Here is a 23,122-nt window from a genome sequence, read left to right as displayed (position 1 = left end):
CTTTAGTATAGAGCTGCATTTTTTCATTGTAAAATATGCTATGATATTTAATTGTCTTTTGAAATGTTGTGTCCGCACCTATAATTAAATTATCATAAATACTATAATCAAAGTATGGTTTATTTTTTATTATAACCTGATCTTTGTATAACAGAGAAGTTACAAAACGGTTATTCTTCTTTTTTGTAAAACCTATAAAATAATGTGGTCTTGAGCTAAAATTAACCTTGTCATAGATAGGTTTTACTTTAATGTCTTTATCAAAATTAGATAATCCGTATTTATCTTTAACACGCATAGGTACTAAAGTATCTTGGGCTCTAACCTTTGTTGTAAACCAAAGACATAGTATAATAAACAATCCTATTCTTTTCATTAAATAAGTACTTATATTGCGAGAAGTTTAGATTTCAAAAATAATTATATAAAAATAAAACCTCTTCATAATGAAGAGGTTTTTAAAGGTCAAGTACTTGCAGGACCACATTTTATAATAAAATAAAATCTATAACCCTAACCTTATAGTTGGTCCTGCATTTGTACTTGATTTTCTACTAAATCGTCTATTGGAACTATTAATCTTCCTTTTGAATTTTTTAATATTACTGAGATACTTTTCACTTCATCTACAGTATAATTTTCGTTATTAAATGAAATACTTTGCCCTACCTCATAGGTCTTTCGAGCATAAAACGTTTTAAGTAATTTACCTACAATTTCTCTAGCACCAAATCCAAAAGCAATAGCAAATGCTAAAAGAAAAGCTGCAATAATCATATTAATATTGCTTGTAATAATCTCTGTATCAATACCTGCTTGATTTAAAGCTGTAATGGAAATAAAGGTTAGTAATAAGAAAAATACAACTTGACTAATCATTTTACCACCAGACAAATCCATAGATTCAAAAAGCGACTTAAGACCATTCTTTACAAAATTGGCAAATAATAAACCAATAATGAATATGACTAAAGCTGAAAATAATTTCGGCAAATAAGCTATTAAATCTCCTATTTGCTTAGTAATTATATCTAATCCCATTATATCTGATGCTGTAACCAACAATACGATATACATTAAATATTTTACAAATTTTGAAACAACTTTTATAGTATCGAAATTGAGTTTCTTTCCTTCTATAATTTCAATATCGTTTAGCTTATCATCTAGCTTATTGGCTTTTGCTAATTTTAAAACTTTCTTTATAATCTTAACTACAAGCTTTGTGACCAGCCAACCAATCACAAGAATCACTAATGCCCCAATAATATTTGGAAATACTTTTGTGATTTCTAGCCACATTGTCGTAAGCGATTGCATGGCAATGTCTTTAAATTCTGTTACTTTTTCCATACTTATAATATTTTGTTAGGGTTATTAAGTATTACTATTCTCTCTTGCTTGTTACACTATCAATAATATAACCTAAGTTATACGAAAACAGTTCAGCTAACTCCATAAATAGCTTGGCCATTGCAATATCGTGCATGACTTTTCCTTTAAGTTCTGCCGGAACTTCCTTTAAAGGTTTATTTATTTGATTAAATGGATTTTCCATCTTTCGTATAATTATCGTACTTGTGTACTAGTTTTTCTTTTGCTCTTTTTAAGCGCATTTTAACTGCACTTTCTCCAATATCTAAAGCTTCTGATAATTCTCTAATAGATAAATTATCTTGATACTTTAATAATAGTATCATCTTTTCATCTGGTGAAATCAACTCCATCACTTTCTTCAATTTCTCTACTCGCATATTATCAAACTCGCGAGTAGAATCAATATCTTCACCTATATTCTCAATACTATCTGAACTTATCGATTTTTTTTCAATCTTTTTTGCCGTGTTTCTAGTTACATAATTTACACAATGATTATATGTAAATGCATATAACCATGTCGAAAATTTTGATTTCCCTTTGAAACTGGCAAGCTTAACAAAGACTCTTAAAAAAATATCTTGTGTTAAATCTTTGGCTTCATCAACACCATTAGCAAATCCATAACATTTGTTATAAACCATCGTCGCATATCTATCATACAACACTTCGAATAACATAGTGTCATTGGTTTTTACGATAGCCTCTACGAGCGCTTCATCGGTTAGGTTATGAACAGCGTCTGTTGTCAATTGATTAGTTAATTCTTTTTAACTTTGTTAGTCATTAGTTTTAAGACACTCAATATTTAATGAAGTCACAATTAATTTAAAAAAATTCTTACTTTTTTAAATAATCTTCAATATCTCCTAAATGATGTTTTAATGCTAGTGCAGAAATTTGAATTTCTCTAATTAACAATGCTAGTGACATTATCAGTAATATTAGTGCTACTCCGAACATCCAAACTGCTACAATATGCTGATCTATATAAATTAAAAACATAGTCAATACACAAAGCAATAAACTTGTAATTCCAAAAATTTGCATCCAACGCGTTAGGTTTAGTCTTAGTTTTAAATTATTAATTTGACGTATTAAGGAATCCTCTTTCTTTTCAACGTACTTGTCACTTAGATTTCTAATCACTGCTGCATAAGCCAAAAAACGATTGGTATATGCCAGCATAATTAAAGATATAGCTGAAAATAAAAGTGCTGGAGTCGTAAGTGTTAATTCTTCCATCTCAAAGTTTTTGCAAAATTACTGATTTTAAATACTTTATGCATGATTTGAGAGCAATATTATATCGTTTTACAGGTTTTTTATCAGAATTTTATTACAAACCTGTAATCGTTTATTAATAAATACTTTACATAAAAAAAGCGAACTTTTTTAAGTTCGCTTTTTTTAAAATTATTATTTATACTATTCTTTTAGAGAATCTAGTTTTTCTTTGTGATAATTACTATTACTTATCTGATAAGCTTTTTCAAGAAATTCAATTGCTTTCTTGTTATTCTTCTTAGCTATATAATAATCTGCCATAGCATCGTATGCATTCGCGCTTTCTGGATAATACTTAATTGCCATATCAAAAAATAAAAATGATTTTTCTGGCTGTTCCATCTGCAAATTCATATAGGCATAACCAATAAATAACTCTTCTACCATAGGAGGTGTTTTATAACCAAAATGTTTAGTGTAAATAGCTTCTTGTTTATTTAACAAAACACGAATCTCATCTATTGATGTTTCTGGGTTATTATATTTCTGTGGTGACTTAAACTGAAACCACTCAAACAAAGACACAAGGCCATCTCTCATAGCTGGCAATGGTACTGTACCATGCAAATCCTCTGGATAAACTTTCCATTTAAAATTTAACTTATTTTGCTTTTGAGTTATTGCAAATTCTGAAAAATCAATTATTGATCGAGCAAATAAACTAAATCCAGATTCGTCTTTCATGACATTATCTATGGTAACAGATTCGTCTTGCATGTTTAATTGCTCTGCAGCTAAAGCAACAAATAAACTTTTTCTGTTAAAGTCCTTATTCTTTAATTTCTCTTTAGCTTCAATTACTAGTTTTTGATTATCCCATTCGAGACTTGGATCTATAGCAATATAATTTGTAAAAAGATCTGTATGATTTATTAATGTATTAATTGTAAACAAACCTGCATAAGAATGTCCTATAAGTGTACGATGATTAGTCGTTGGATAGGTCTTATTAATATGTGGTATAAGTTCATTCTTAATAAACATTGTAAACACCTCTGCTCCACCAGATTCTGTTTGCATAGAACTTCCTCTTCTTGATTCTATTTTAGAAATCGTTAAATCTCTTGTTCTATTTGTTCTATTAGATATGCCAACCAATATCATATGTGGCAAATAATGTCCCCAATAATTAGTGTAAACAGCTTCTAAACTAGACTTTAAAGAGAATCCATCTAATAAGTAGATTACAGGATACTTCGTATTACTTTTTGGATTATAATTATCTGGTAGTTTTACCCAAAAATCACGGGAACTTTTTAAAGTTTTAGAATAAAGACTATCAACTACATCTGTAACTACTAACTCTTGTTCTTTTTGATTGGTTTGTGCTTTACTTAATAAACTAAAGCATATAAATGTTATTATAATTATTGGCAATCGAATTCTATTCTTCATATCACAAAGATAATATTGATTTATGCTTTATCAGCAGCTTGAAGCCACCTAAGGATTAGAATATCTAATCTTACTATTATAAAGGTAAACAGACCAAACGTAGCCGTCAATAAAGATACTTTGAGCCCTCCTGCAAAAACAGCTGGATCTGGATTTCCTAAAGCTTCTATAGAATCAAAAGCTGTAATCAGTCCAATAACCGAAGCAAAAAAACCTATAACCAAACCTAAGAGGCTACTATCTTCTGCTAAACGCAACATTTTTTTTGATAGTGAAGGGTTTTTTCGAAAACTCATAAAGCCTCTGACTAAAAAATAAATAGAAAGTAATAGACATATTAAAATTAAAGACATAAAAAACGGCCCTCCTTCGTTAAATCTGTCTGCAAATTGTACTGGTGCGAATAAAAATTTTGATGTTACTAATTCGTTCATAATTGATGGTTTTAATTAAACATAGTTCAAACTTAGAGAATGGTTTTCTATTAAAAATTAAAATGCGATAGATGACCAATTTAGTAAGGGATTAAACATTTTGCTATAACCAGCGCTAAACTTGTCATTCGTCTACAATATAATAAATCACACTAAAAATATATTATTATTGTAGTGGATACCTTTTTAATGCGAAAAACACAATTTATACTCAAAAAACTAGGACACACTGTTCTGCATCTTCTCTTTTGGTGCGGTGTTCTTTTTTTCTACAGTTATTTATTTGCCATTGGCAGTTCTGACTTTAATGATGTACTCGCATTTTCTTTGTTTTTAATGCCTATTACTATTGCCACAACATATGTTTCTATATATAAATTGATTCCAGAGTATTTTATGACTAAACAGTATTTTAGGTTTATACTATATAGCATCTATACTTTAATTATTTCGAGTTATTTGGTAATGGTTTCTATTTTCTTTAGCCTTATACACTTATCTGGTTTTGAGTATTCTGAAATGAATCCTGGTACAAAAAACATATTCTTTGTTCTATCTAGCGTATATTTAGTTGTCTTTATTGTAAGTGCTTTTAAATTATTGAAACTTAATTTAAAGCAATCTAAAAGAACAAGTGAACTCGAAACCAAAATACTAGAAGCACAGCTAAAACTAAAAGAGCAAGAACTCAACTATTTAAAAATGCAGATTCATCCGCATTTTTTGTTCAACACACTAAATACCATGTATGGCTTTGCTCTAAAAAAAGCAGATGACACTCCCGAGATGATTTTAAAACTTTCAAACTTGCTTGATTATTTGCTCTATCAAGTTGATAAACCTTTGGTACCTTTAACTGATGAAATTAACCATATCAAAGATTATATAAGTTTAGAACAAATGCGTTTTAATGATACTTTGGATGTTAATTTTGTAAATGAGGATTGTTCAGAAAACATAGAGGTTGCACCTATGCTATTTTTACCATTTGTTGAGAATAGCTTTAAGCATGGTAAGATTGTAGATGGTAAGCTCTCAATTGATATTTCATTTAAATGCAAAAACAATAGCATTCATTTTAGTATTAAAAACTCACATTCTAAATCGTCTTCAACCAAATCTGGTATCGGATTAGAGAACATAAAAAAGCGATTAGAGTTACTTTATAAAAATCTGTATGATTTAGATATCATTGAGAATGTTAACCTTTTTGAAGTGCAACTAAAACTATCATTAACAAATGTCTAAAACTATTTCTTGTATTATTGTTGACGATGAAGTTATAGCTAGAGAAATCATAGCTTCTCATGTATCTAAAATTGATAACATTAAAGTTATAGCGCAATGCAAAAATGCAATCGAAGCTTTTAACTTTATTAGTAACAATACTGTAGACTTAGTTTTTTTAGATATTAATATGCCTGAGATTTCTGGTATAGCATTTGCGAAGTCTATAAACAAAGACATAAAAATTATTTTCACCACTGCTTACAGAGATTATGCTGTTGAAGGCTTTGACTTACAAGCCGTAGACTATTTATTAAAACCTATTGCATTTGAGCGTTTGCTTAAAGCTGTAAATCGTTATTTTGAAGTCACAAGTAAAACAAACGGCATCATAACAGAAACACCAGAAACCAATGATTTTATATTTGTACGTTCTGATCGCAGAATGCTTAAAGTAGATTTTAATTCAATATTGTATATAGAAAGCTATAGTGATTATATTAAAATTCACCTTCAAAATAATACTATTATAACAAGAGAAACCATAAGCGCTATTGAAGCAAAACTACCAAAACATCGCTTTTTAAGAATTCATCGTTCTTTTATTATTTGCATCACAAAAATTCAATCTTTTACTAATGAATATGTTACAATTAATAACCTAACACTATCCATTAGTCGAAGTTATAAGAAAGAAGTTTTAAATCAATTAGAAAATTATTAACTTTAGATAATTAAAGCCCCAAATCTAACGTTATAATAGCAAATGCTATTGATTGAAAAACCGCTTAATGAACGATTACCTACACAACACTATTCCTAATCTTAAGCCATTTAATTATGAGCGTCATCACGATTCTCTTTTTATAAATCAACAATGGGTTTTAGTGAATGGTATTTCTAAAAAGAAATCGATTTACACGTTTAAAGAGGATAACATTCTAGAAATATCTAGAAAAGATGATGTGATAAAAACGTCTTGGAATATTAGTATTCAGAACATATTTTCTATAGAAACTGAAGATGGAATGATTACGGTTAAAGCTTACTTTAAAGACGATGACATCTTAGTACTTAATCATTTAGACAAAAAAGAGTTTGCGCTTTATATTAATACATCTAATTATGATGACGAGCTTAACTCCGTTGAAGATATTCAATCGTTTTTAAAAGAGAAATACAAAAGGAAAGTTAGTACAATTATATACGATCACGAATTCTATTATATTGAAAAATCTAAAGAATTTGGACCATTTACAGTAGAAACACTATCTGAAAAAGTAAAAAACGAAGAAATTAGTGTCTATTGCTTTGTTAGAGATATTAATGAATATGATTATAGTAATCGGTTACGTATCTATGATTTAATACAAGAATTATAAGCTATAAAAAAGCGAAAATCTATATAAGAAATTCGCTTTTAAATTTATTCAATATGCTAACTTTCTACACCTGTAATCCAGGAATAGCAACCATTTCATTAGTATCCTTATCGTAATCAACACCTTCTACATTAAAACCAAAGAGATTAAAGAAATCGGTTCTATACCCTTCTAAATCTCCAATATTTGGTAAAGTTTCGGTTGTTGCTTCTTTCCAAAGTTCTAGAACTTTAGCTTGTATATCATCGCGCATTTCCCAATCATCAATACGAATTCTTCCTGCTTCATCTAAAGGTAAATTTTCTGCATACAAACGCTCACTGAACAAACGTTCTATTTGCTCTATACAGCCTTCGTGAATGCCTTCTTCCTTCATTACTTTATATAACAATGAAATGTATAATGGAATTACAGGAATTGCAGAGCTGGCTTGAGTTACTAATGCTTTATTCACAGAAACATAACCTTTACCGTTAATAGACTTTAAAGCATCTGTGATTTCAAAAGCTGTAGCTTCTAAATGATCTTTAGCTCTACCAATAGTTCCTTTTCTATATACAGCTTCAGTAAGTGAAGGACCAATATAAGAATAGGCTACGGTTTTAAAATCTTCTGATAAAACTCCGGCTGCATTTAATTGGTCAATCCACATTTGCCAATCTTCACCTCCCATTACAGCTACTGTATTATCAATATCATCACCAGAACTTGGTTCTATTGAGATCTCTTTTACGTCTCCTGTATGAAAATCTACAGTATTATCTGTAAAGATTCCTCCTATTGGTTTTAATACAGATTTAAAACGATTTCCTGTATCTGGATGTGTTCTTACTGGTGAAGCTAAACTATAAATTAAAACATCTATTTTACCTAAATCGTCTTTAATTAGCTTTAGTGTTTGTGCTTTAATCTCGTTAGAAAAAGCATCACCATTTATACTTTTAGCGTATAAGCCATCTTTGTGTGCTTGGGTTTCAAAAGCTGCGCTATTGTACCAACCAGCTGACGCTGTTTTTCCTTCTTTTGGTGGTTTTTCAAAAAACACTCCAATAGTAGCAGCATCAGATCCATAAGCACTTGTAATCCTAGATGCTAAACCAAAACCTGTTGAAGCACCAATTACTAATACTTTTTTAGGTCCATCAACTTTAGACTTTGATTTAATATATTCAATCTGATTTAATACATTTTTTTCACAACCTGCTGGGTGCGCTGTTAAACATATAAACCCTCTAGTTCTTGGTTCTATTATCATAAATAATTATTCTAAACGTGTAATGCTCTATCTTCTGTTGCTGCTAAAGCAGCTTCTTTAACAGCTTCTGCAAATGTTGGATGTGCATGAGACATACGAGAAATATCTTCTGCAGATGCTCTAAATTCCATAGCAGTTACTGCTTCTGCAATTAAATCTGCACAACGTGCTCCAATCATATGTACTCCTAGAACTTCGTCTGTTGTTTTATCTGCTAATATTTTTACAAAACCATCAATATCTCCACTTGCTCTAGCTCTACCTAAAGCTCTAAATGGAAACTGACCAACTTTATACTCTACATTATCTGCTTTTAACTCTTCTTCCGTTTTACCAACTGCTGCAACTTCTGGCCATGTGTAAACAACTCCAGGAATTAAATTATAATCGATATGTGGTTTTTGACCTGCCATTGTTTCTGCAACAAACACACCTTCCTCTTCCGCTTTGTGCGCTAACATTGCTCCTTTAATTACATCACCTATGGCATAAATATTAGAAGCAGATGTTTGTAGATAATCGTTTACTTCTACTTGTCCTCTATCATTAATCTTTACTCCAGCAGCTTCAGCATTTAAACCATCTGTATATGGACGACGACCAACAGATACTAAACAATAATCTCCTTTAAATTCTACAAGTTCACCTTTTTTGTTTTCTGCTTTTACAATAACCTCATCTCCTTTACGCTCTACTGATTTTACTTTGTGAGACAACATCATTTTACACTTAGACTTCTTAAAAACTTTATTAAGTTCTTTAGATAAACCTGCATCCATAGTAGGCAAAATTCTGTCCATATATTCTATAACAGTAACCTCAGCTCCTAAACGACGATAGACTTGTCCAAGCTCTAAACCTATAACTCCACCACCAATGATAATCATGTGTTTTGGAATTTCTTTTAATTCTAAAGCTTCAGTAGATGTAATTATACGTTCTTTATCTAAAGTTATAAAAGGTAAGCTAGATGGTTTAGAACCTGTAGCAATAATGATCTTTTTTGCTTCAATTTCGCCAGCATCTTTACCTTCAATCTTAATATGAGTTGCATCTTTAAAAGATCCTAATCCTTCATAGACATCAATCTTGTTTTTCTTCATTAAGAAATCAATTCCTCCTGTGGTTTGGTCTACAACAGCTTGCTTACGAGCAATCATTTTTTCGAGATTTACTTTAATATCTCCAGGAATCTCAATACCATGATCTGCAAAATGCTTTGTTGCTTCTTCGTAATGATGAGATGAGCTCAACATCGCTTTACTTGGAATACAACCTACATTTAAACACGTGCCACCAAGTGTTGAATATTTTTCAATAATTGCAGTTTTCATGCCTAATTGTGCGCAACGAATTGCTGCTACATATCCTCCAGGACCAGATCCTATTATTGCTACGTCGTATGAATTCATATTATTTCTTCTTATTAATTTTAAATTGAAATGCTAATTGTAATGCTCTATTTTGATTCTTCGTGTTTATTGCAGTAACATCTGTTAGTCCAAAATAATAGCGTAAAGATGCACTAACCTTTTCAGATATAACATAGCTAGCTCCAATATTAACACCAAAATCTCTATCGTAAAAATCGGATTTTACATCTGCCAACGATCCAGTTCCATTTTTAGCGGTTACCAACAAACCAACTTGAGGCCCAGCATCTAAACTAAATGCTTCTGAAACAAACCATTTTACCATAATTGGTAATACCACATAGTTTAGTCGAATCTTAGAAACCCCTTCGAAATCTTGTTTAAAACCATAAACCGAAAACAATAGCTCTGGTTGAATCTTAAAATTTTCACTTAATGTTATTTCTGTAAAAAGACCAGCTTGAAAATTTAGCAATGAAGAGATATTTTCAGTACCATCACCTGCTAAGTTGGCAACATTACCTCCAATTTTAATTCCAATAGGATGGTCTTGAGCTCCCAAGCTTAAACTAGATAAGAAAACAAGAATAAAGAGTAATCTCATAGTAACTGCAAATGAGACACAAAAATACAATTTAGATTAAATATTCACGAATGACTTTCTACTAAATTTAACATAAAGTATTAGGTTGGAAACCCAAGCATCTCTCCCATACCAACCGTAAATAACCAACAGCCATAAATAGCATGTTCTATCGAAACTAAAAGCGTAGATTTTGTTTTCTTAAAAGTCAACGCAAAAAGAATACCTCCAATAAATGTCAAAATCATCACTAAGGTATTTCTAAAAAACAAATGTGCTAATGAAAACAACGCAGCATTAACTATAATGAAAAGGCTTTCATTTTTAAACAAGCTTTGATAACGCTGAAAGAAAAACGTTCTATAAATTAATTCTTGAGGATATACAGAGAAAACAGAATAAACAAAAAGGATAATAACCCAAACTAAAGGTTTATGTATTGGCATAATAAACAAGTTCTTTAAATCGAAAATCGACACATAAATTGATGTGAGTATGGCTATACCAACTAATTGCAATAATGTGCGTTTCCAAAACTGTTTCCAATTGAGATGCTGTGCAATCTTAAACTTATTACTTTCAACTTTAAACAAAACGAATATAATATAAGCAAATCCTATAACTCCTATTCCCATTTTAATCCAGACAGGAAATTCTATAGCAAAGCATATTGGTGTCATAACGAAAATGAGAAAAAACTCTATGAGTTTATAAATTGTGCTTTGCATAAATTAGAGTGTAATTGCTGTAGTGTGTTTTACTTCATTAATCATAAACATACTATGTGTACTACCAATATGATCAATCTTGGTCAGTTTTTCTACCATAAACTCTCTAAATGCCTTCATATCTTTCACCAAAACTTTAAGTAAATAATCATAATCACCACTGAGGTGATAACATTCTAAAACCTCATCTAATTGATTAACTTCACGTTCAAACTTAACCACATAATCTTGAGAATGTTGCACTAATTTTATATGACAAAAAGCTACAAAATCCTTTTCAACTTTGCTTTTATCTACTAATGCCACATATTGACTGACAATACCATTGTTTTCGAGCTTTTTAATACGTTCATAAACTGCAGTTACTGATAAATTCAATTTATTAGACAACGCTTTAGTCGTTTGCTTACTATCCTCTTGTAGTAGATGTAATAGCTTTCTATCAGTTTCATCGAAAATCATAATTATCTTTTTTCGGTTTAAACCATTTAATAATTAAAATTAATGAATTAAAATCTATTTTATTATTAAAATGCAGATTATTTGTCTAAATATCACATTTATCATTGATTATAAGTCTAAAATTATCGAATTTTGATGTAATCAAAAATATATAGATACATGAAATTTAAGCCTGCAAATAATATTCAAGATTTACAATACTTCGGAGAATTCGGAGGAATAAATCCATCAATTTCCGACTCATCAACCTATACCTTTTTATCAGCAAAAACTATGTTTGATACCTTTGAAGGTAATGCAGATGGCTGTTATTTATACTCACGTCATTCATCTCCTTCAAACTTATATTTAGGAGAAGCCTTAGCTGCAATGGAAGGAACAGAAACTGCGACAGTAACTGCATCTGGTATGGGAGCAATTACACCAGTTTTATTGCAACTTTGCGGTTCTGGTGAACACATAGTTAGTAGTAGAACTATTTATGGTGGTACTTATGCCTTTCTAAAGAACTTTGCACCACGTTTAGGTATTGACACCTCTTTTGTTGATATTACAAAACTAGATATTGTAGAAGCTGCAATTACCCCAAAAACAAAAGTATTGTTTTGTGAAACAGTTAGTAATCCTTTGTTAGAAGTTGCTGATATAAAAGGTTTAGCGCAATTAGCAAAAAAGCATAATTTAAAGTTAGTAGTAGACAACACCTTCTCTCCTTTATCAATTTCTCCAATAAAGTTAGGTGCAGATATTGTTGCCCATAGTTTAACAAAATTCATAAACGGCTCTTCAGATACAGTAGGTGGTGTAGTTTGTGGCACTCAAGAGTTTATTGATGACTTAAGAAACGTAAACAATGGTGCAGCTATGTTACTAGGTTCTACAATGGATAGTTTGCGTTCTGCTTCTGTATTAAAGAATTTAAGAACACTACATATTAGAATGATGCAACACAGCCATAATGCAACTTATCTGGCTAAGAAATTTGAAAATGATGGTTTAAAAACTGTCTATCCAGGATTGTCTTCTCATCCATCACATGAATTATTTAAATCCATGATGAATGAAAAATATGGTTATGGAGGTATGTTAACTATTGATGTTGGTTCATTAGATAAAGCCAATGCATTAATGGAATTAATGCAAGAGCGTAACCTTGGATACTTGGCAGTAAGCTTAGGATTCTACAAAACTTTATTTAGTGCACCAGGAAGTTCTACATCATCTGAAATCCCAGAAGATGAACAAGAAGCAATGGGTTTAAGCGATGGTTTAATTCGTTTTTCTATTGGATTAGATGCAGATATCGAACGTACTTATCAGATGATGAATGCTTGTATGGTAGAGTTAGGTATTCTTGAAGGTGAAATGGTTTAAAATATAAATAGCTGTCACATCGAGCGAAGTTGAGATACAATATGTTCTCGACTACGCTCGAACTGACAGAAAACTAATCTTTACTTCCCTTTTAATCGCTCCCAAAGCGCAGTCATTGTAAACTCAAAATCATTCATTTCTGGCACAAACGGTTTCATGTCTAATCGATTTTCTGTTTTATATAGTTTCAAATTAAAAACAGCTTTATATCCATCTCGTGTTTCTACTAATGGATATCTTAAATCTTTATATAAATAATCACCATCATCTAAAGCTTCTACATTATAATAATCGTTGCTAAACCACGCTAAGTCAATAATATCTTTGTAGTCTTCTTTTGTTAAATCTCTTTTCTTCGGAATGATTTGCCAGTCAGAAAAGTGATTAGAAGTATCAAACAATGAGTGAAACCCAACATGATAGTTATCTTCAGTCTCTCCTATACCATACCAAAGGATATTATTGAAAATTGAAGGTTGAACACTAAAACGCCTATAAGAAATTCCATTATCAGCCAATGACGATTTAAAAACGCTATCTATATATAGTTTATTAAAAATAGTAAATAGCATATATACTGAACTAATACCTAGTCCTAGCTTTAACCAAAGTTTACGTCTTCTGCTTTTTCGTTTAAAAAACATCAAAACAATTATGCTCAACAAAAAAGGAATAGTATACAAAGGGTCTACAACAGCAATATTATTAAATGCCACACGATAATTAGAAAATGGAGCAAAGAGCTGTGTACCATAAGGTGTAAAACAATCTAAAATCGGATGTGTAAACAACGACCATAAAAATAATTTTATCCAATCTTTTTGAGTTGTTGTATGAAGCCTTCTTCCTCTGTCATATAATTTATGAACTAACCAACCCAATAAAAAAGCAGCCAATACAGAAAATAATATCGAATGCATAAAGCCACGATGAAACAACATCGCATCTATTTCATTATGATGTAATAAGCTTCCAACAAAAACATCTAAATCTGGTATGGTACCACCAATAGCACCAAACAACAATGCTTTGTTACCAATTTTCTTACCGAGAACTGCTTCTCCACAAGCAGCTCCTAAAACGATTTGAGTTAATGAATCCATAATTACAAGCGCAAAAGTACACATTTAATCCATTTGCAAATGGCTTCACAAAATCGTAACATTACAGAACTAAACTAACAAAAATGCAAGACGACGACTTATCAGAAATTAAAATTGATGACCAAAAAATTATAGATAACAAAGAGCTTAATATCTTTGAAGCTCTTGTTCCTGTTGTAATATTAATGGGCTTACTAGCCTATAACATCTTTTTTGCTAATGGAGAAATGTTTGGTGGTTACTCAAATCAATATATCTTATTAATTGGCGGTTTTGTTGCTTTTATAGGTGGTTTACTAAATAAAGTAACACCATTAGTAATGGTAAAAGAAATTTGGGAAAATCTAAAAAGTGTTTTCATTCCGATAATGATTTTACTCTTAGTTGGCGCGCTTGCTGGCACTTGGTTAATTAGTGGAGTAATACCTGCAATGGTATATTATGGACTACAAGTATTAAGCCCTGAAATATTTTTACCAGCTTCTGTAATTATTGCAGCTGTTATATCTATAGCAACAGGAAGTTCTTGGACAACCTCAGCAACCGTTGGTATTGCTTTAGTTGGTATTGGTACAGCTCTAGGTATCAATCCAGGAATGATTGCTGGTGCTGTAATTTCTGGTGCTTATTTCGGTGATAAAATGTCTCCATTAAGTGATACTACAAATTTAGCTCCTGCAATGGCAGGTACAGATTTATTTACTCATATTAGATATATGTCATATACGACTGTGCCAACTATTATTGTGACTTTAATTGTATTTGGAATTATTAGTGTTTCAATTGAGCCAACAGGAAATGCAGACATTAGCAGTTTATTAACCTCAATTGGTAATACATTTAATATTACACCTTGGTTATTTTTAGTTCCTACAGTTGTAATAGTACTTATAGTATTAAAAACAAAGCCTTTGGTTGCATTAGCTTCTGGTGTAATTCTAGCTGCAGTTTTTGCTGTCATATTTCAACCTGAGGCCTTAAAGAATCTATCTGATTCTAGCTTTTCCGCTATTTCAAATTCTATCTTAACAGATACAGCCATCGCAACTGATAATGAAAAACTAAATGACTTATTCTCTTCAGGTGGCATGAAAGGAATGTTATGGACTATATTTCTAATCGTTTGCGCTATGGTATTTGGAGGTATTATGGATGGAATTGGTGCATTGGCAAGAATTACCAAAGCTTTACTTTCTGTAGCTACAACCGTTTTTGGATTGTTTGCAAGTACTGTGATAAGTTGCTTGGGTTTAAATACAATAGCATCAGATCAATATTTGGCAATTGTAATTCCTGGAAAAATGTTTAAAAAAGCGTTTAAAGACAAAGGTTTGGCACCTGAAAATTTAAGTAGAACACTCGAAGATGCAGGAACTGTAACTTCTGTTCTCATCCCTTGGAATACATGTGGAGCTTATCAAAGTGGAGTTTTAGGTGTTGGTGTTGGTGAATATTTTATGTACGCTGTATTCAATTGGTTAAGTCCATTTACAACGTTACTTTTTGCTGCTTTCAGAATAAAAATAAAAATGCTTAGAGAGAAATAGAAATTGAAAAATACTGAAATAGATTCTGTATCAATTATTAATGGAATAATACAAGTTCTGTTATCCTCATATTGGATTTTTAATTATGGAAACCTATGGTACCTATACAATTACACAAGCATTTCATTTGTTTTCATGTATCCAACTTGGACTTTAATATTATTCATTTTAATGAGTCTTCTAGGAATATTAATTGGAATATCAGTTATAAGAGGTAAAACAAAAATAATATCTGGATATATAAAATTATTTGGTCTCTTCATCATTGGAATAATCACCTCCCAAATAGTTCAGTTATAACAAAAATCAAACAGTTATCTGGTAAATTAGCATAACAAATATTTTAAAGATATTTTAGAACATTTATCATTGTTAAATGCTAAGTGTATATGTATCTTTGCAACCAAATTATATTTTTAACATAAAAATTATATTAAAAAATGGCTGTATTAGTAGGAAAAAAAGCACCTCAATTTAATGCGCAAGCGGTTGTAAATGGTGGTGAATTTGTTCAAGATTATTCTTTAGATCAATTTATAGGTAAAAAACACGTTGTTTTATTCTTTTACCCAAAAGATTTCACATTTGTTTGTCCAACTGAGTTACATGCTTTTCAAGAAAAATTAGAAGCATTTCAATCTAGAAATACTGAAGTTGTTGCAATATCTACAGATACTGAGCAATCACATTTTGGTTGGTTACAAATGGAAAAGAATCAAGGTGGTATTAAAGGTATTACTTATCCATTGGTAGCAGACACAAACAAAACAATCTCTAAGAACTATGATGTTTTAGCAGGTGATTATTTTTATGACGAAAATGATATGTTACAAACTACTGGTGAGATGGTTGCTTACAGAGGTTTGTTCTTAATTGACAAAGAAGGTATTGTTCGTCATCAAATTGTAAACGATTTACCTTTAGGTAGAAACGTTGACGAAGCATTACGTATGGTTGATGCTTTACAATTTGTAGAAGAAAATGGTGAAGTTTGCCCAGCAAACTGGAATAAAGGAAAATCTGGAATGGAAGCAACTCATGAAGGTGTTGCTGATTTTTTAGAAAAACACGTGAATTAAAAACTGTAATTCTTATATAGTAAAAAGCCTACTAAATTTTAGTAGGCTTTTTTTATACAATATATTTAGCTTCTACTTTAAATCAAAACGATCTAGGTTCATCACTTTAGTCCAAGCTGCAACAAAATCATTTACAAAACGCTCTTGCCCATCATTTGCTCCATAAACTTCGGCTACTGCTCTTAGCTCTGTATTAGAACCAAATATTAAATCTGCTCGTGTTCCTGCATATTTCATTGCTCCAGTTTTTCTATCACGACCTACAAACTCTTTACCTTCAGATGTTGCTGCTTTCCATGTTAATGAAAAATCAAGAACATTAGTAAAAAAATCATTTGTTAGACTTCCTACATTATTTGTAAACACTCCATTTTTAGAATCATCGTAATTAGCTCCCAAAACTCTTAATCCACCAACTAAAGCTGTCATTTCTGGAATTGAAAGTGTTAATAAATTTGCACGATCAACCAATAAATCTTCTGCAGTCACATTTAATTTAGGATTCATGTAGTTTCTAAAACCATCTGCAATAGGTTCTAAATAACCAAACGATTCTAAATCGGTTTGTTCTTGCAATGCATCCCCTCTTCCTTGCGCAAAAGGCACACTAACAGAGTGACCAGCATTTTTAGCTGCTTCTTCTACTCCTGCTGATCCAGCTAAGACAATTAAATCTGCCATAGAGATGGTTCCACTGAATTCATTTTGAATACCTTCAAGTACATTCAATACTTTACTTAACTCTTCAGGATTATTTACTTCCCAACTACGTTGTGGCTCTAAACGTAAACGCCCGCCATTTGCTCCACCTCTCATATCAGAACCTCTAAACGTTGAAGCCGAAGCCCAAGCCGTTGATACTAATTGAGAAACTGATAAACCAGAAGCTAAAATCATTTTCTTTAATGATTCAATATCTGAATCACTTAAGTTATAATCTACAGCAGGAATTGGATCTTGCCAAATTAATTCTTCAGCAGGAACTTCTGGTCCTAAATAACGAGACACTGGTCCCATATCTCTATGTGTTAACTTATACCAAGCACGTGCAAAGGCATCTTCAAATGCTTTATGGTCATCATGAAAACGCTGAGATATCTTTAAGAAATCTGGATCGATTTTTAATGCCATATCTGCAGTAGTCATCATCAAAGCTTGTTTTCCATTTGCATCACCAGCTTTAGGAGCCATTGGTGCGTTTGAAGCTTCTGTTGGTGTCCATTGGTGTGCACCAGCCGGACTCTTAGTCAATTCCCAATCGTTGTTTAATAGTACATCGAAAAAAGCATTATCCCATTTAGTTGGGTCTGGTGTCCAAGCCCCTTCTATACCACTTGTAATAGCATCATCTAAAACTCCTGTTCCAAATGTATTTTTCCAACCTGTACTCATTTCTTCCATTGAGGCACCATGAGGTTCTGCACCTACATATTTATCTGGGTCTGCAGCACCATGTGCTTTTCCGAAAGTATGACCACCAGCTACTAAAGCAACCGTTTCTTCGTCATTCATAGCCATACGACCAAATGTAATTCTGATATCATGAGCTGATTTTAATGGGTCAGGTTCTCCATTAGGTCCTTCTGGATTCACATAGATTAGTCCCATATGCACAGCACCTAAATGACCCTCTAAATCACCATCACTAGTATCGTAACGGTCATCATTATCTAACCAACCAGTTTCACTTCCCCAATAAATATCTTGTTCTGGTTCCCAAACGTCTTCACGACCTCCTGCAAAACCAAATGTTGGAAATCCCATAGATTCTAAAGCACAGTTACCTGCAAGAATCATTAAATCTGCCCAAGAAATTTTATTCCCGTATTTTTTCTTGACTGGCCATAATAATAAACGTGCCTTATCTAAATTACCATTATCTGGCCAACTATTTAAAGGAGCAAAACGCTGATTCCCTGTACCTGCTCCACCACGACCGTCACCTACTCTGTAAGTTCCGGCACTATGCCAAGCCATACGAACCATAAAGCCTCCATAGTGGCCATAATCTGCTGGCCACCAATCTTGAGAATCAGTCATTAAGTCAATAACATCTTGTTTTAAAGCTGCATAATCAACACTCTTAAAAGCTTCTGCATAATCAAAATCCTCTCCCATAGGATTAGACTTAGTAGCATTTTGTCTTAAAATATTTAATTTTAATTCATTAGGCCACCAATCTCTATTACTAGTTCCTCGTCCTGCAGTTTTCTTTTGATCGCCACTTAAAAAAGGACATTGACTCGCGTCTCCATTGTTATGATCCATTATATTTTGGTTTTTGATTTATTTTTTTTGACTTCCTTAAAATTATGAAATTATGTCCATCAATTAAAGCGTGCATATTTTTTTAACTTATATTTTTATAGTTAAAACTTATAGTATAGAATTCATTATACTTTATAAAATTAAACATAGGACTTCAGTTCGAATGGTTTTAAGGCATAAAAGACCATATCGAGAACTAATTATGAGTAAAATTCTTATTCTCGATACAAATTTCGCTCATTCAAATCATAAAGTTTGCTTGAATTGACGAATTTCATTAAAACAAACAATGCATAGCATAGATTATTTGAATAGTATTATTTAATATTATAGAGGTTTGAACATAGGAATTCTTGCCAAAATTTTGTAACTTATACTTACATTTTAATACCTATAGTTATGAGCACAACAGAATATACAAAAGTTTATTACGGCAATTTTATTTTAGTTACTCGTGTAAAAGATGAGTTAGAACGTGTTGGAATTATTCCAATTATTAAAGATGAAGGTGAATCGCAACGATTAGGCGGACAAGGCTCCATAAACAATGGTTTTCAAGATCTTTATGTACATAATGATGAGTTAGATATAGCTACTGCAATTGTTGAACGTGTAAAAGCTGAGATGGAAGTCTAAAGCTCTATTTTTTATTTAATGAAAGTTCTAATATTCGGAGCTTCACGCTTGCAACTTCCTTATCACAAAAAACTGGTTTTCCTCATTTAGAGGTTGACAACTATTATTGGAAAACAACCAATCCACCATTTCAAGAAAAAGTTGATAAAGAACTTCGGCAAAAGAATCTATTGGCAGACTTTCAAAAATACAACGATGCCATCGTTTGTGGTTCTATGGTAAGTTGGGAAAAAGAATGGCAAACAGCATTTGACTTAGTCATATTCATTTATTTAGAAAATAATATGCGCATGCATCGTCTTAGAGATAGAGAAATTGAGCGTTATGGTGACCAACTCTTTACTAACAAACGAATACAAGAAAACTCAAAAGCTTTTCTAGAATGGGCTAATAAATATGAAGATCCAAATTTTAACGGACGATCACTTAAAATTTATAAAGATTGGATAAAAAAGGTTGATTGCCCTGTTTTGAGGTTAGATGGAACAGATTCCTTGACTGATAAAATTAATTATGTTCTTAAATACTTGAAGAATAAAACTTAGTTATGGAGACTTATTCTAGATACTGAAATAAATTCTGCGTGACAGCGAAATTGGATTTAGCACAAATCCAATCATCTAGCCTAATAACCACTTGTTTGTCATTCTGAACTCGTTTCAGAATCTCAGTTATTATTAAACAAAAAATGTTGGCATTAATATACCAACATTTATAATTTATACAGAAAACGGAATTATTACGCAGTTACAGCATACATCTTCTCTCGCTGCTCTTTAATCTTTTTATCACTCATATACTCATCAAAAGTCATGTATCGATCTATAACTCCGTTTGGTGTTAATTCAATAATTCTGTTACCAACAGTTTGTGCAAATTCATGATCGTGTGTGGTTAACAAGACAGTTCCTTTGAAGTTCTTCAATGAGTTATTAAATGCAGTAATAGATTCTAAATCTAAGTGGTTTGTAGGTTCGTCTAATTGTAAAACATTAGCTCTTACCATCATCATACGACTTAACATACAACGTACTTTTTCACCTCCAGACAAAACATCAGATGTTTTTAAAGCTTCTTCTCCACTAAAAATCATTTTCCCAAGGAAACCTCTAATATGAACTTCTTCGCGCTCTTCTTCTGTCGTTGCCCACTGACGTAACCAATCTACAAGCGATAGCTTATTGTTAAAGAATTCGCTATTATCCAATGGTAAATAAGATTGGTTCGTAGTAACTCCCCAAGCAAATTCACCTGAATCTGCTTTTTCATTATTATTTAAAATTTGGTAAAATGTCGTTGTCGCTCTAGAATCTTTAGAATAGATTACAACCTTATCACCTTTATTTAAATTAATATCAATATTCTTAAATAAGACTTCACCATCAAGAGTTGAAGTCAAGCCTTTAATATTTAAAATCTGATCACCAGCTTCGCGTTCGCGTTCAAAAATAATAGCAGGATAACGACGACTAGAACGTTTTATATCCGCAATATTTAACTTCTCAATCATCTTTTTTCTACTCGTTGCTTGTTTTGATTTTGCAACGTTTGCTGAGAAACGACGTATAAATTCTTCTAATTCCTTCTTTTTATCTTCTGCTTTTTTGTTTTGTTGCGCATGTTGCCTTGCTGCTAATTGAGAAGATTCATACCAAAACGTATAATTACCAGAGAAGTGATTAATTTTTCCGAAGTCGATATCAGAAATATGCGTACAAACTGAATCTAAAAAGTGTCTATCGTGAGATACCACAATAACACAACTATCGTAATTCGCTAAGAAATGTTCTAACCAAGAAATGGTTTCGTAATCTAAATCATTGGTAGGCTCATCCATTATTAATAAATCTGGATTCCCAAATAAAGCTTGTGCCAATAACACACGTACTTTTTGCTTACCATCTAAATCTTTCATTAGTGTGTAATGGTAATCTTCCTTAATACCTAAGTTAGATAACATGGCTGCAGCATCACTATCTGCATTCCAACCGTTCATTTCTTCAAACTGAACTTGAAGCTCCCCAATCTTTTCTGCATTTGCATCTGTATAGTCTGCATAAAGTGCATCTATTTCAGATTTTAATTTATATAAAGGCTTGTTTCCTTTTAAAATCGTTTCTAAAACCGTGTCTTCATCATGCTTATTGTGATTCTGTTCTAAAACAGACATTCGCTTTCCTGGTTCTAAATGTACATGACCAGAGGTTGGATCCATTTTTCCTGCAATAATCTTCAGGAATGTAGATTTCCCTGAACCATTCGCACCAATGATTCCATAACAATTACCATTATTAAATGTGGTATTGACTTCATCAAAAAGTATACGTTTTCCGAATTGAACTGAAAGATTAGAAACTGATAACATGTCTTATATTTTTTAAGCTATTTTTTGAGAATGCAAAAGTAGAAAATTAAACGCAAATTCTGTTATATAACAATGCTATGAATCTTAAAAAGTAGTAGAACACTCTATTTAAGTTCTTTTTAATCTAGAATAGTTTTATATATAGTGTGATTTAACATGATAAATAGGTAATACAACAAGTTTTAACGAGGCATTAACAATACATGAGGTTTTCAACACATATTTTTGTTTTGTTGATTATGATGAATTTTTCTCTGTTAGCTAAACATATAGCCCTAATTTGCCTTATGGCAAGTGTTGCTCTTGGTTGCAAAACTAAAAGTGATAGCAATAATGAATACGCCTATATAGGTGGTGAGATTATTAACCCTAAGAATAAGACTATTGTCTTATATAATACCAAAGGTCAAGTTGTAGACTCACTAACATTAGATGCTAATAATCGATTTCTACATAAAATAACAAATTTACAATCCGGTTTACATTCTCTAACACATGGTGGAGAATATCAAATGATACTTCTTGAGCCTAATGACAGCATTATGTTTCGACTAAACACTTACGATTTTGATGAGTCTTTAGTGTTTACTGGAAGCGGTGCTAAGAAAAACAACTATCTTATTAAGACGTATCTATCTAATGAGAAAGAAGCAAAGCATTTAGTTAAGTATTCTAAAATGGAACCAGAAATGTTCCATGATTTTGTAGAAAAGAGACGCAAAAAACAACTAAAAGAATTTCATGAATTTTTAGAACATAATGAAGGTTCTGAATTCTTTAAATCTATTATAGAGGCCAATATCAACTATAATACCTACGCTGATAAAGAGATTTATCCGTTTGCATACTTTGGCAATAATAAGTTGATACATATTAAAGATTTACCAGATGATTTTTATGCACATAGAGCTAACGTCGATTATAATGCTAACCATTTAAGTCATTTCTTTTCTTATAATCGCTTTTTATTTTCTCATATCGATAACTTAGCAATTGAGTCTTATTATAAAAACAATCCTTACCACAGTAAGTTTGATAGGCATGCGATTGATTACAACAAGTCTAAATTAGATTTAATTGACAGTATTATCATTAATAAAACTATTAAAAACAATTTATTAAAATACAAGGCAAGAGATTTTATAAGCCATAATCACACAGCTATTGAGGCGAGCGAAATACTAGATTACTATTTAGAAAAAAGTACTAATGAAGATGATAAAACATATTTAAAAGAACAGATAAAG

General features: G+C 31.5%; 24 protein-coding genes. 9 read left to right on the top strand and 15 right to left on the bottom strand.

Annotated features, from left to right (window positions below; genetic code table 11):
- From QZZ53_RS08560 to QZZ53_RS08530, 7 genes are all read right to left on the bottom strand, one after another.
- Positions 1-376, bottom strand: a 376-nt coding sequence (locus tag QZZ53_RS08560) for a hypothetical protein (RefSeq protein ID WP_296383588.1), incomplete at its 3' end; no start/stop codon positions are given.
- A 143-nt stretch (positions 377-519) separates the two neighbouring features.
- Complete coding sequence (locus tag QZZ53_RS08555) at positions 520-1,353, bottom strand: hypothetical protein (protein ID WP_296383586.1); 834 nt, start codon at positions 1,351-1,353, stop codon at positions 520-522.
- 34 nt (positions 1,354-1,387) lie between these two features.
- Entirely contained in the window at positions 1,388-1,558 is a 171-nt protein-coding gene (locus QZZ53_RS08550) for a hypothetical protein (RefSeq protein WP_296383584.1), read from the bottom strand.
- Entirely contained in the window at positions 1,542-2,129 is a 588-nt protein-coding gene (locus tag QZZ53_RS08545) for an RNA polymerase sigma factor (RefSeq protein WP_296383583.1), read from the bottom strand. Before QZZ53_RS08545 ends, QZZ53_RS08550 begins: the two co-directional genes overlap by 17 nt.
- A gap of 88 nt (positions 2,130-2,217) precedes the next feature.
- Positions 2,218-2,622, bottom strand: a complete 405-nt coding sequence (locus QZZ53_RS08540) for a DUF2721 domain-containing protein (protein WP_296383581.1) — start codon at positions 2,620-2,622, stop codon at positions 2,218-2,220.
- 183 nt (positions 2,623-2,805) lie between these two features.
- A complete protein-coding gene (locus QZZ53_RS08535; RefSeq protein WP_296383580.1) occupies positions 2,806-4,059 on the bottom strand; it encodes an alpha/beta hydrolase-fold protein in 1,254 nt (417 codons plus the stop codon).
- Positions 4,060-4,079: 20 nt separating this feature from the next.
- Positions 4,080-4,493, bottom strand: coding sequence for a MotA/TolQ/ExbB proton channel family protein (locus QZZ53_RS08530; protein WP_296383578.1), 414 nt, complete (start codon positions 4,491-4,493; stop codon positions 4,080-4,082).
- Positions 4,494-4,682: 189 nt separating this feature from the next.
- Between QZZ53_RS08530 and QZZ53_RS08525 the strand changes: the two genes are divergently transcribed.
- The 3 genes from QZZ53_RS08525 (at position 4,683) to QZZ53_RS08515 (ending at position 7,102) form a co-directional block, all read left to right on the top strand.
- Positions 4,683-5,741, top strand: coding sequence for a histidine kinase (locus QZZ53_RS08525; protein ID WP_296383575.1), 1,059 nt, complete (start codon positions 4,683-4,685; stop codon positions 5,739-5,741).
- Positions 5,734-6,444 (top strand): LytTR family DNA-binding domain-containing protein, encoded by a 711-nt coding sequence (locus tag QZZ53_RS08520; protein ID WP_296383573.1) that lies wholly within the window; start codon positions 5,734-5,736, stop codon positions 6,442-6,444. Before QZZ53_RS08525 ends, QZZ53_RS08520 begins: the two co-directional genes overlap by 8 nt.
- A gap of 67 nt (positions 6,445-6,511) precedes the next feature.
- Positions 6,512-7,102, top strand: coding sequence for a hypothetical protein (locus tag QZZ53_RS08515; RefSeq protein WP_296383570.1), 591 nt, complete (start codon positions 6,512-6,514; stop codon positions 7,100-7,102).
- A gap of 64 nt (positions 7,103-7,166) precedes the next feature.
- Here QZZ53_RS08515 and fabV read toward each other — a convergent pair whose 3' ends face one another.
- The 5 genes from fabV to QZZ53_RS08490 form a co-directional block, all read right to left on the bottom strand.
- Positions 7,167-8,357, bottom strand: a complete 1,191-nt coding sequence (gene fabV, locus QZZ53_RS08510; protein ID WP_296383568.1) for an enoyl-ACP reductase FabV — start codon at positions 8,355-8,357, stop codon at positions 7,167-7,169.
- An 11-nt stretch (positions 8,358-8,368) separates the two neighbouring features.
- Positions 8,369-9,769 (bottom strand): dihydrolipoyl dehydrogenase, encoded by a 1,401-nt coding sequence (lpdA, locus tag QZZ53_RS08505; RefSeq protein ID WP_296383566.1) that lies wholly within the window; start codon positions 9,767-9,769, stop codon positions 8,369-8,371.
- Position 9,770: 1 nt separating this feature from the next.
- A complete protein-coding gene (locus tag QZZ53_RS08500; RefSeq protein WP_296383563.1) occupies positions 9,771-10,334 on the bottom strand; it encodes a porin family protein in 564 nt (187 codons plus the stop codon).
- Between the two features lie 80 nt (positions 10,335-10,414).
- Positions 10,415-11,041, bottom strand: a complete 627-nt coding sequence (locus QZZ53_RS08495) for a CPBP family intramembrane glutamic endopeptidase (RefSeq protein ID WP_296383560.1) — start codon at positions 11,039-11,041, stop codon at positions 10,415-10,417.
- 3 nt (positions 11,042-11,044) lie between these two features.
- A complete protein-coding gene (locus QZZ53_RS08490) occupies positions 11,045-11,503 on the bottom strand; it encodes an Lrp/AsnC family transcriptional regulator (protein ID WP_296383558.1) in 459 nt (152 codons plus the stop codon).
- 159 nt (positions 11,504-11,662) lie between these two features.
- Between QZZ53_RS08490 and QZZ53_RS08485 the strand changes: the two genes are divergently transcribed.
- Positions 11,663-12,877 (top strand): aminotransferase class I/II-fold pyridoxal phosphate-dependent enzyme, encoded by a 1,215-nt coding sequence (locus tag QZZ53_RS08485; protein WP_296383556.1) that lies wholly within the window; start codon positions 11,663-11,665, stop codon positions 12,875-12,877.
- Between the two features lie 80 nt (positions 12,878-12,957).
- Here the strand turns inward: QZZ53_RS08485 and QZZ53_RS08480 are convergent, their stop codons facing one another.
- Entirely contained in the window at positions 12,958-13,980 is a 1,023-nt protein-coding gene (locus tag QZZ53_RS08480; protein WP_296383554.1) for a metal-dependent hydrolase, read from the bottom strand.
- 83 nt (positions 13,981-14,063) lie between these two features.
- On the opposite strand from QZZ53_RS08480, the gene nhaC reads away from it, so the two are divergent.
- Both nhaC and QZZ53_RS08470 read left to right on the top strand, forming a co-directional pair.
- Positions 14,064-15,527, top strand: a complete 1,464-nt coding sequence (gene nhaC, locus QZZ53_RS08475) for a Na+/H+ antiporter NhaC (protein WP_296383552.1) — start codon at positions 14,064-14,066, stop codon at positions 15,525-15,527.
- Positions 15,528-15,967: 440 nt separating this feature from the next.
- Positions 15,968-16,606 (top strand): peroxiredoxin, encoded by a 639-nt coding sequence (locus tag QZZ53_RS08470; RefSeq protein ID WP_296383550.1) that lies wholly within the window; start codon positions 15,968-15,970, stop codon positions 16,604-16,606.
- A 72-nt stretch (positions 16,607-16,678) separates the two neighbouring features.
- Here QZZ53_RS08470 and katG read toward each other — a convergent pair whose 3' ends face one another.
- Entirely contained in the window at positions 16,679-18,874 is a 2,196-nt protein-coding gene (katG, locus tag QZZ53_RS08465; protein WP_296383548.1) for a catalase/peroxidase HPI, read from the bottom strand.
- Positions 18,875-19,273: 399 nt separating this feature from the next.
- Here katG and QZZ53_RS08460 point away from each other — a divergent pair, with 399 nt between their 5' ends.
- Together QZZ53_RS08460 and QZZ53_RS08455 are read left to right on the top strand one after the other, a co-directional pair.
- Entirely contained in the window at positions 19,274-19,510 is a 237-nt protein-coding gene (locus QZZ53_RS08460; RefSeq protein ID WP_296383545.1) for a DUF2007 domain-containing protein, read from the top strand.
- Positions 19,511-19,680: 170 nt separating this feature from the next.
- Complete coding sequence (locus QZZ53_RS08455) at positions 19,681-20,055, top strand: hypothetical protein (protein ID WP_296383543.1); 375 nt, start codon at positions 19,681-19,683, stop codon at positions 20,053-20,055.
- A gap of 194 nt (positions 20,056-20,249) precedes the next feature.
- On the opposite strand, the gene QZZ53_RS08450 is transcribed toward QZZ53_RS08455, so the two are convergent.
- The gene (locus QZZ53_RS08450) at positions 20,250-21,875 is read right to left on the bottom strand and encodes an ABC-F family ATP-binding cassette domain-containing protein (protein ID WP_296383539.1); all 1,626 of its coding nucleotides are present in this window, start codon (positions 21,873-21,875) and stop codon (positions 20,250-20,252) included.
- A 287-nt stretch (positions 21,876-22,162) separates the two neighbouring features.
- Here QZZ53_RS08450 and QZZ53_RS08445 point away from each other — a divergent pair.
- On the top strand, positions 22,163-23,122 hold a 960-nt coding region (locus tag QZZ53_RS08445), incomplete at its 3' end, for a hypothetical protein (RefSeq protein ID WP_296383537.1).

Source organism: Winogradskyella sp. (assembly GCF_016744625.1).
In the GTDB taxonomy this organism is placed as follows: Bacteria; Bacteroidota; Bacteroidia; order Flavobacteriales; family Flavobacteriaceae; genus Winogradskyella.
This window is presented reverse-complemented; position numbering and strand designations above follow the sequence as displayed.

Coding starts and splice junctions, on each gene's coding strand:
- QZZ53_RS08555 (WP_296383586.1), bottom strand. CDS start 1,353: ATGGAAAAAGTAACAGAATTTAAAGACATTGCCATGCAATCGCTTACG.
- QZZ53_RS08550 (WP_296383584.1), bottom strand. CDS start 1,558: ATGGAAAATCCATTTAATCAAATAAATAAACCTTTAAAGGAAGTTCCG.
- QZZ53_RS08540 (WP_296383581.1), bottom strand. CDS start 2,622: ATGGAAGAATTAACACTTACGACTCCAGCACTTTTATTTTCAGCTATA.
- QZZ53_RS08535 (WP_296383580.1), bottom strand. CDS start 4,059: ATGAAGAATAGAATTCGATTGCCAATAATTATAATAACATTTATATGC.
- QZZ53_RS08530 (WP_296383578.1), bottom strand. CDS start 4,493: ATGAACGAATTAGTAACATCAAAATTTTTATTCGCACCAGTACAATTT.
- QZZ53_RS08525 (WP_296383575.1), top strand. CDS start 4,683: ATGCGAAAAACACAATTTATACTCAAAAAACTAGGACACACTGTTCTG.
- QZZ53_RS08520 (WP_296383573.1), top strand. CDS start 5,734: ATGTCTAAAACTATTTCTTGTATTATTGTTGACGATGAAGTTATAGCT.
- QZZ53_RS08515 (WP_296383570.1), top strand. CDS start 6,512: ATGAACGATTACCTACACAACACTATTCCTAATCTTAAGCCATTTAAT.
- fabV (WP_296383568.1), bottom strand. CDS start 8,357: ATGATAATAGAACCAAGAACTAGAGGGTTTATATGTTTAACAGCGCAC.
- lpdA (WP_296383566.1), bottom strand. CDS start 9,769: ATGAATTCATACGACGTAGCAATAATAGGATCTGGTCCTGGAGGATAT.
- QZZ53_RS08500 (WP_296383563.1), bottom strand. CDS start 10,334: ATGAGATTACTCTTTATTCTTGTTTTCTTATCTAGTTTAAGCTTGGGA.
- QZZ53_RS08495 (WP_296383560.1), bottom strand. CDS start 11,041: ATGCAAAGCACAATTTATAAACTCATAGAGTTTTTTCTCATTTTCGTT.
- QZZ53_RS08490 (WP_296383558.1), bottom strand. CDS start 11,503: ATGATTTTCGATGAAACTGATAGAAAGCTATTACATCTACTACAAGAG.
- QZZ53_RS08485 (WP_296383556.1), top strand. CDS start 11,663: ATGAAATTTAAGCCTGCAAATAATATTCAAGATTTACAATACTTCGGA.
- QZZ53_RS08480 (WP_296383554.1), bottom strand. CDS start 13,980: ATGGATTCATTAACTCAAATCGTTTTAGGAGCTGCTTGTGGAGAAGCA.
- nhaC (WP_296383552.1), top strand. CDS start 14,064: ATGCAAGACGACGACTTATCAGAAATTAAAATTGATGACCAAAAAATT.
- QZZ53_RS08470 (WP_296383550.1), top strand. CDS start 15,968: ATGGCTGTATTAGTAGGAAAAAAAGCACCTCAATTTAATGCGCAAGCG.
- katG (WP_296383548.1), bottom strand. CDS start 18,874: ATGGATCATAACAATGGAGACGCGAGTCAATGTCCTTTTTTAAGTGGC.
- QZZ53_RS08460 (WP_296383545.1), top strand. CDS start 19,274: ATGAGCACAACAGAATATACAAAAGTTTATTACGGCAATTTTATTTTA.
- QZZ53_RS08450 (WP_296383539.1), bottom strand. CDS start 21,875: ATGTTATCAGTTTCTAATCTTTCAGTTCAATTCGGAAAACGTATACTT.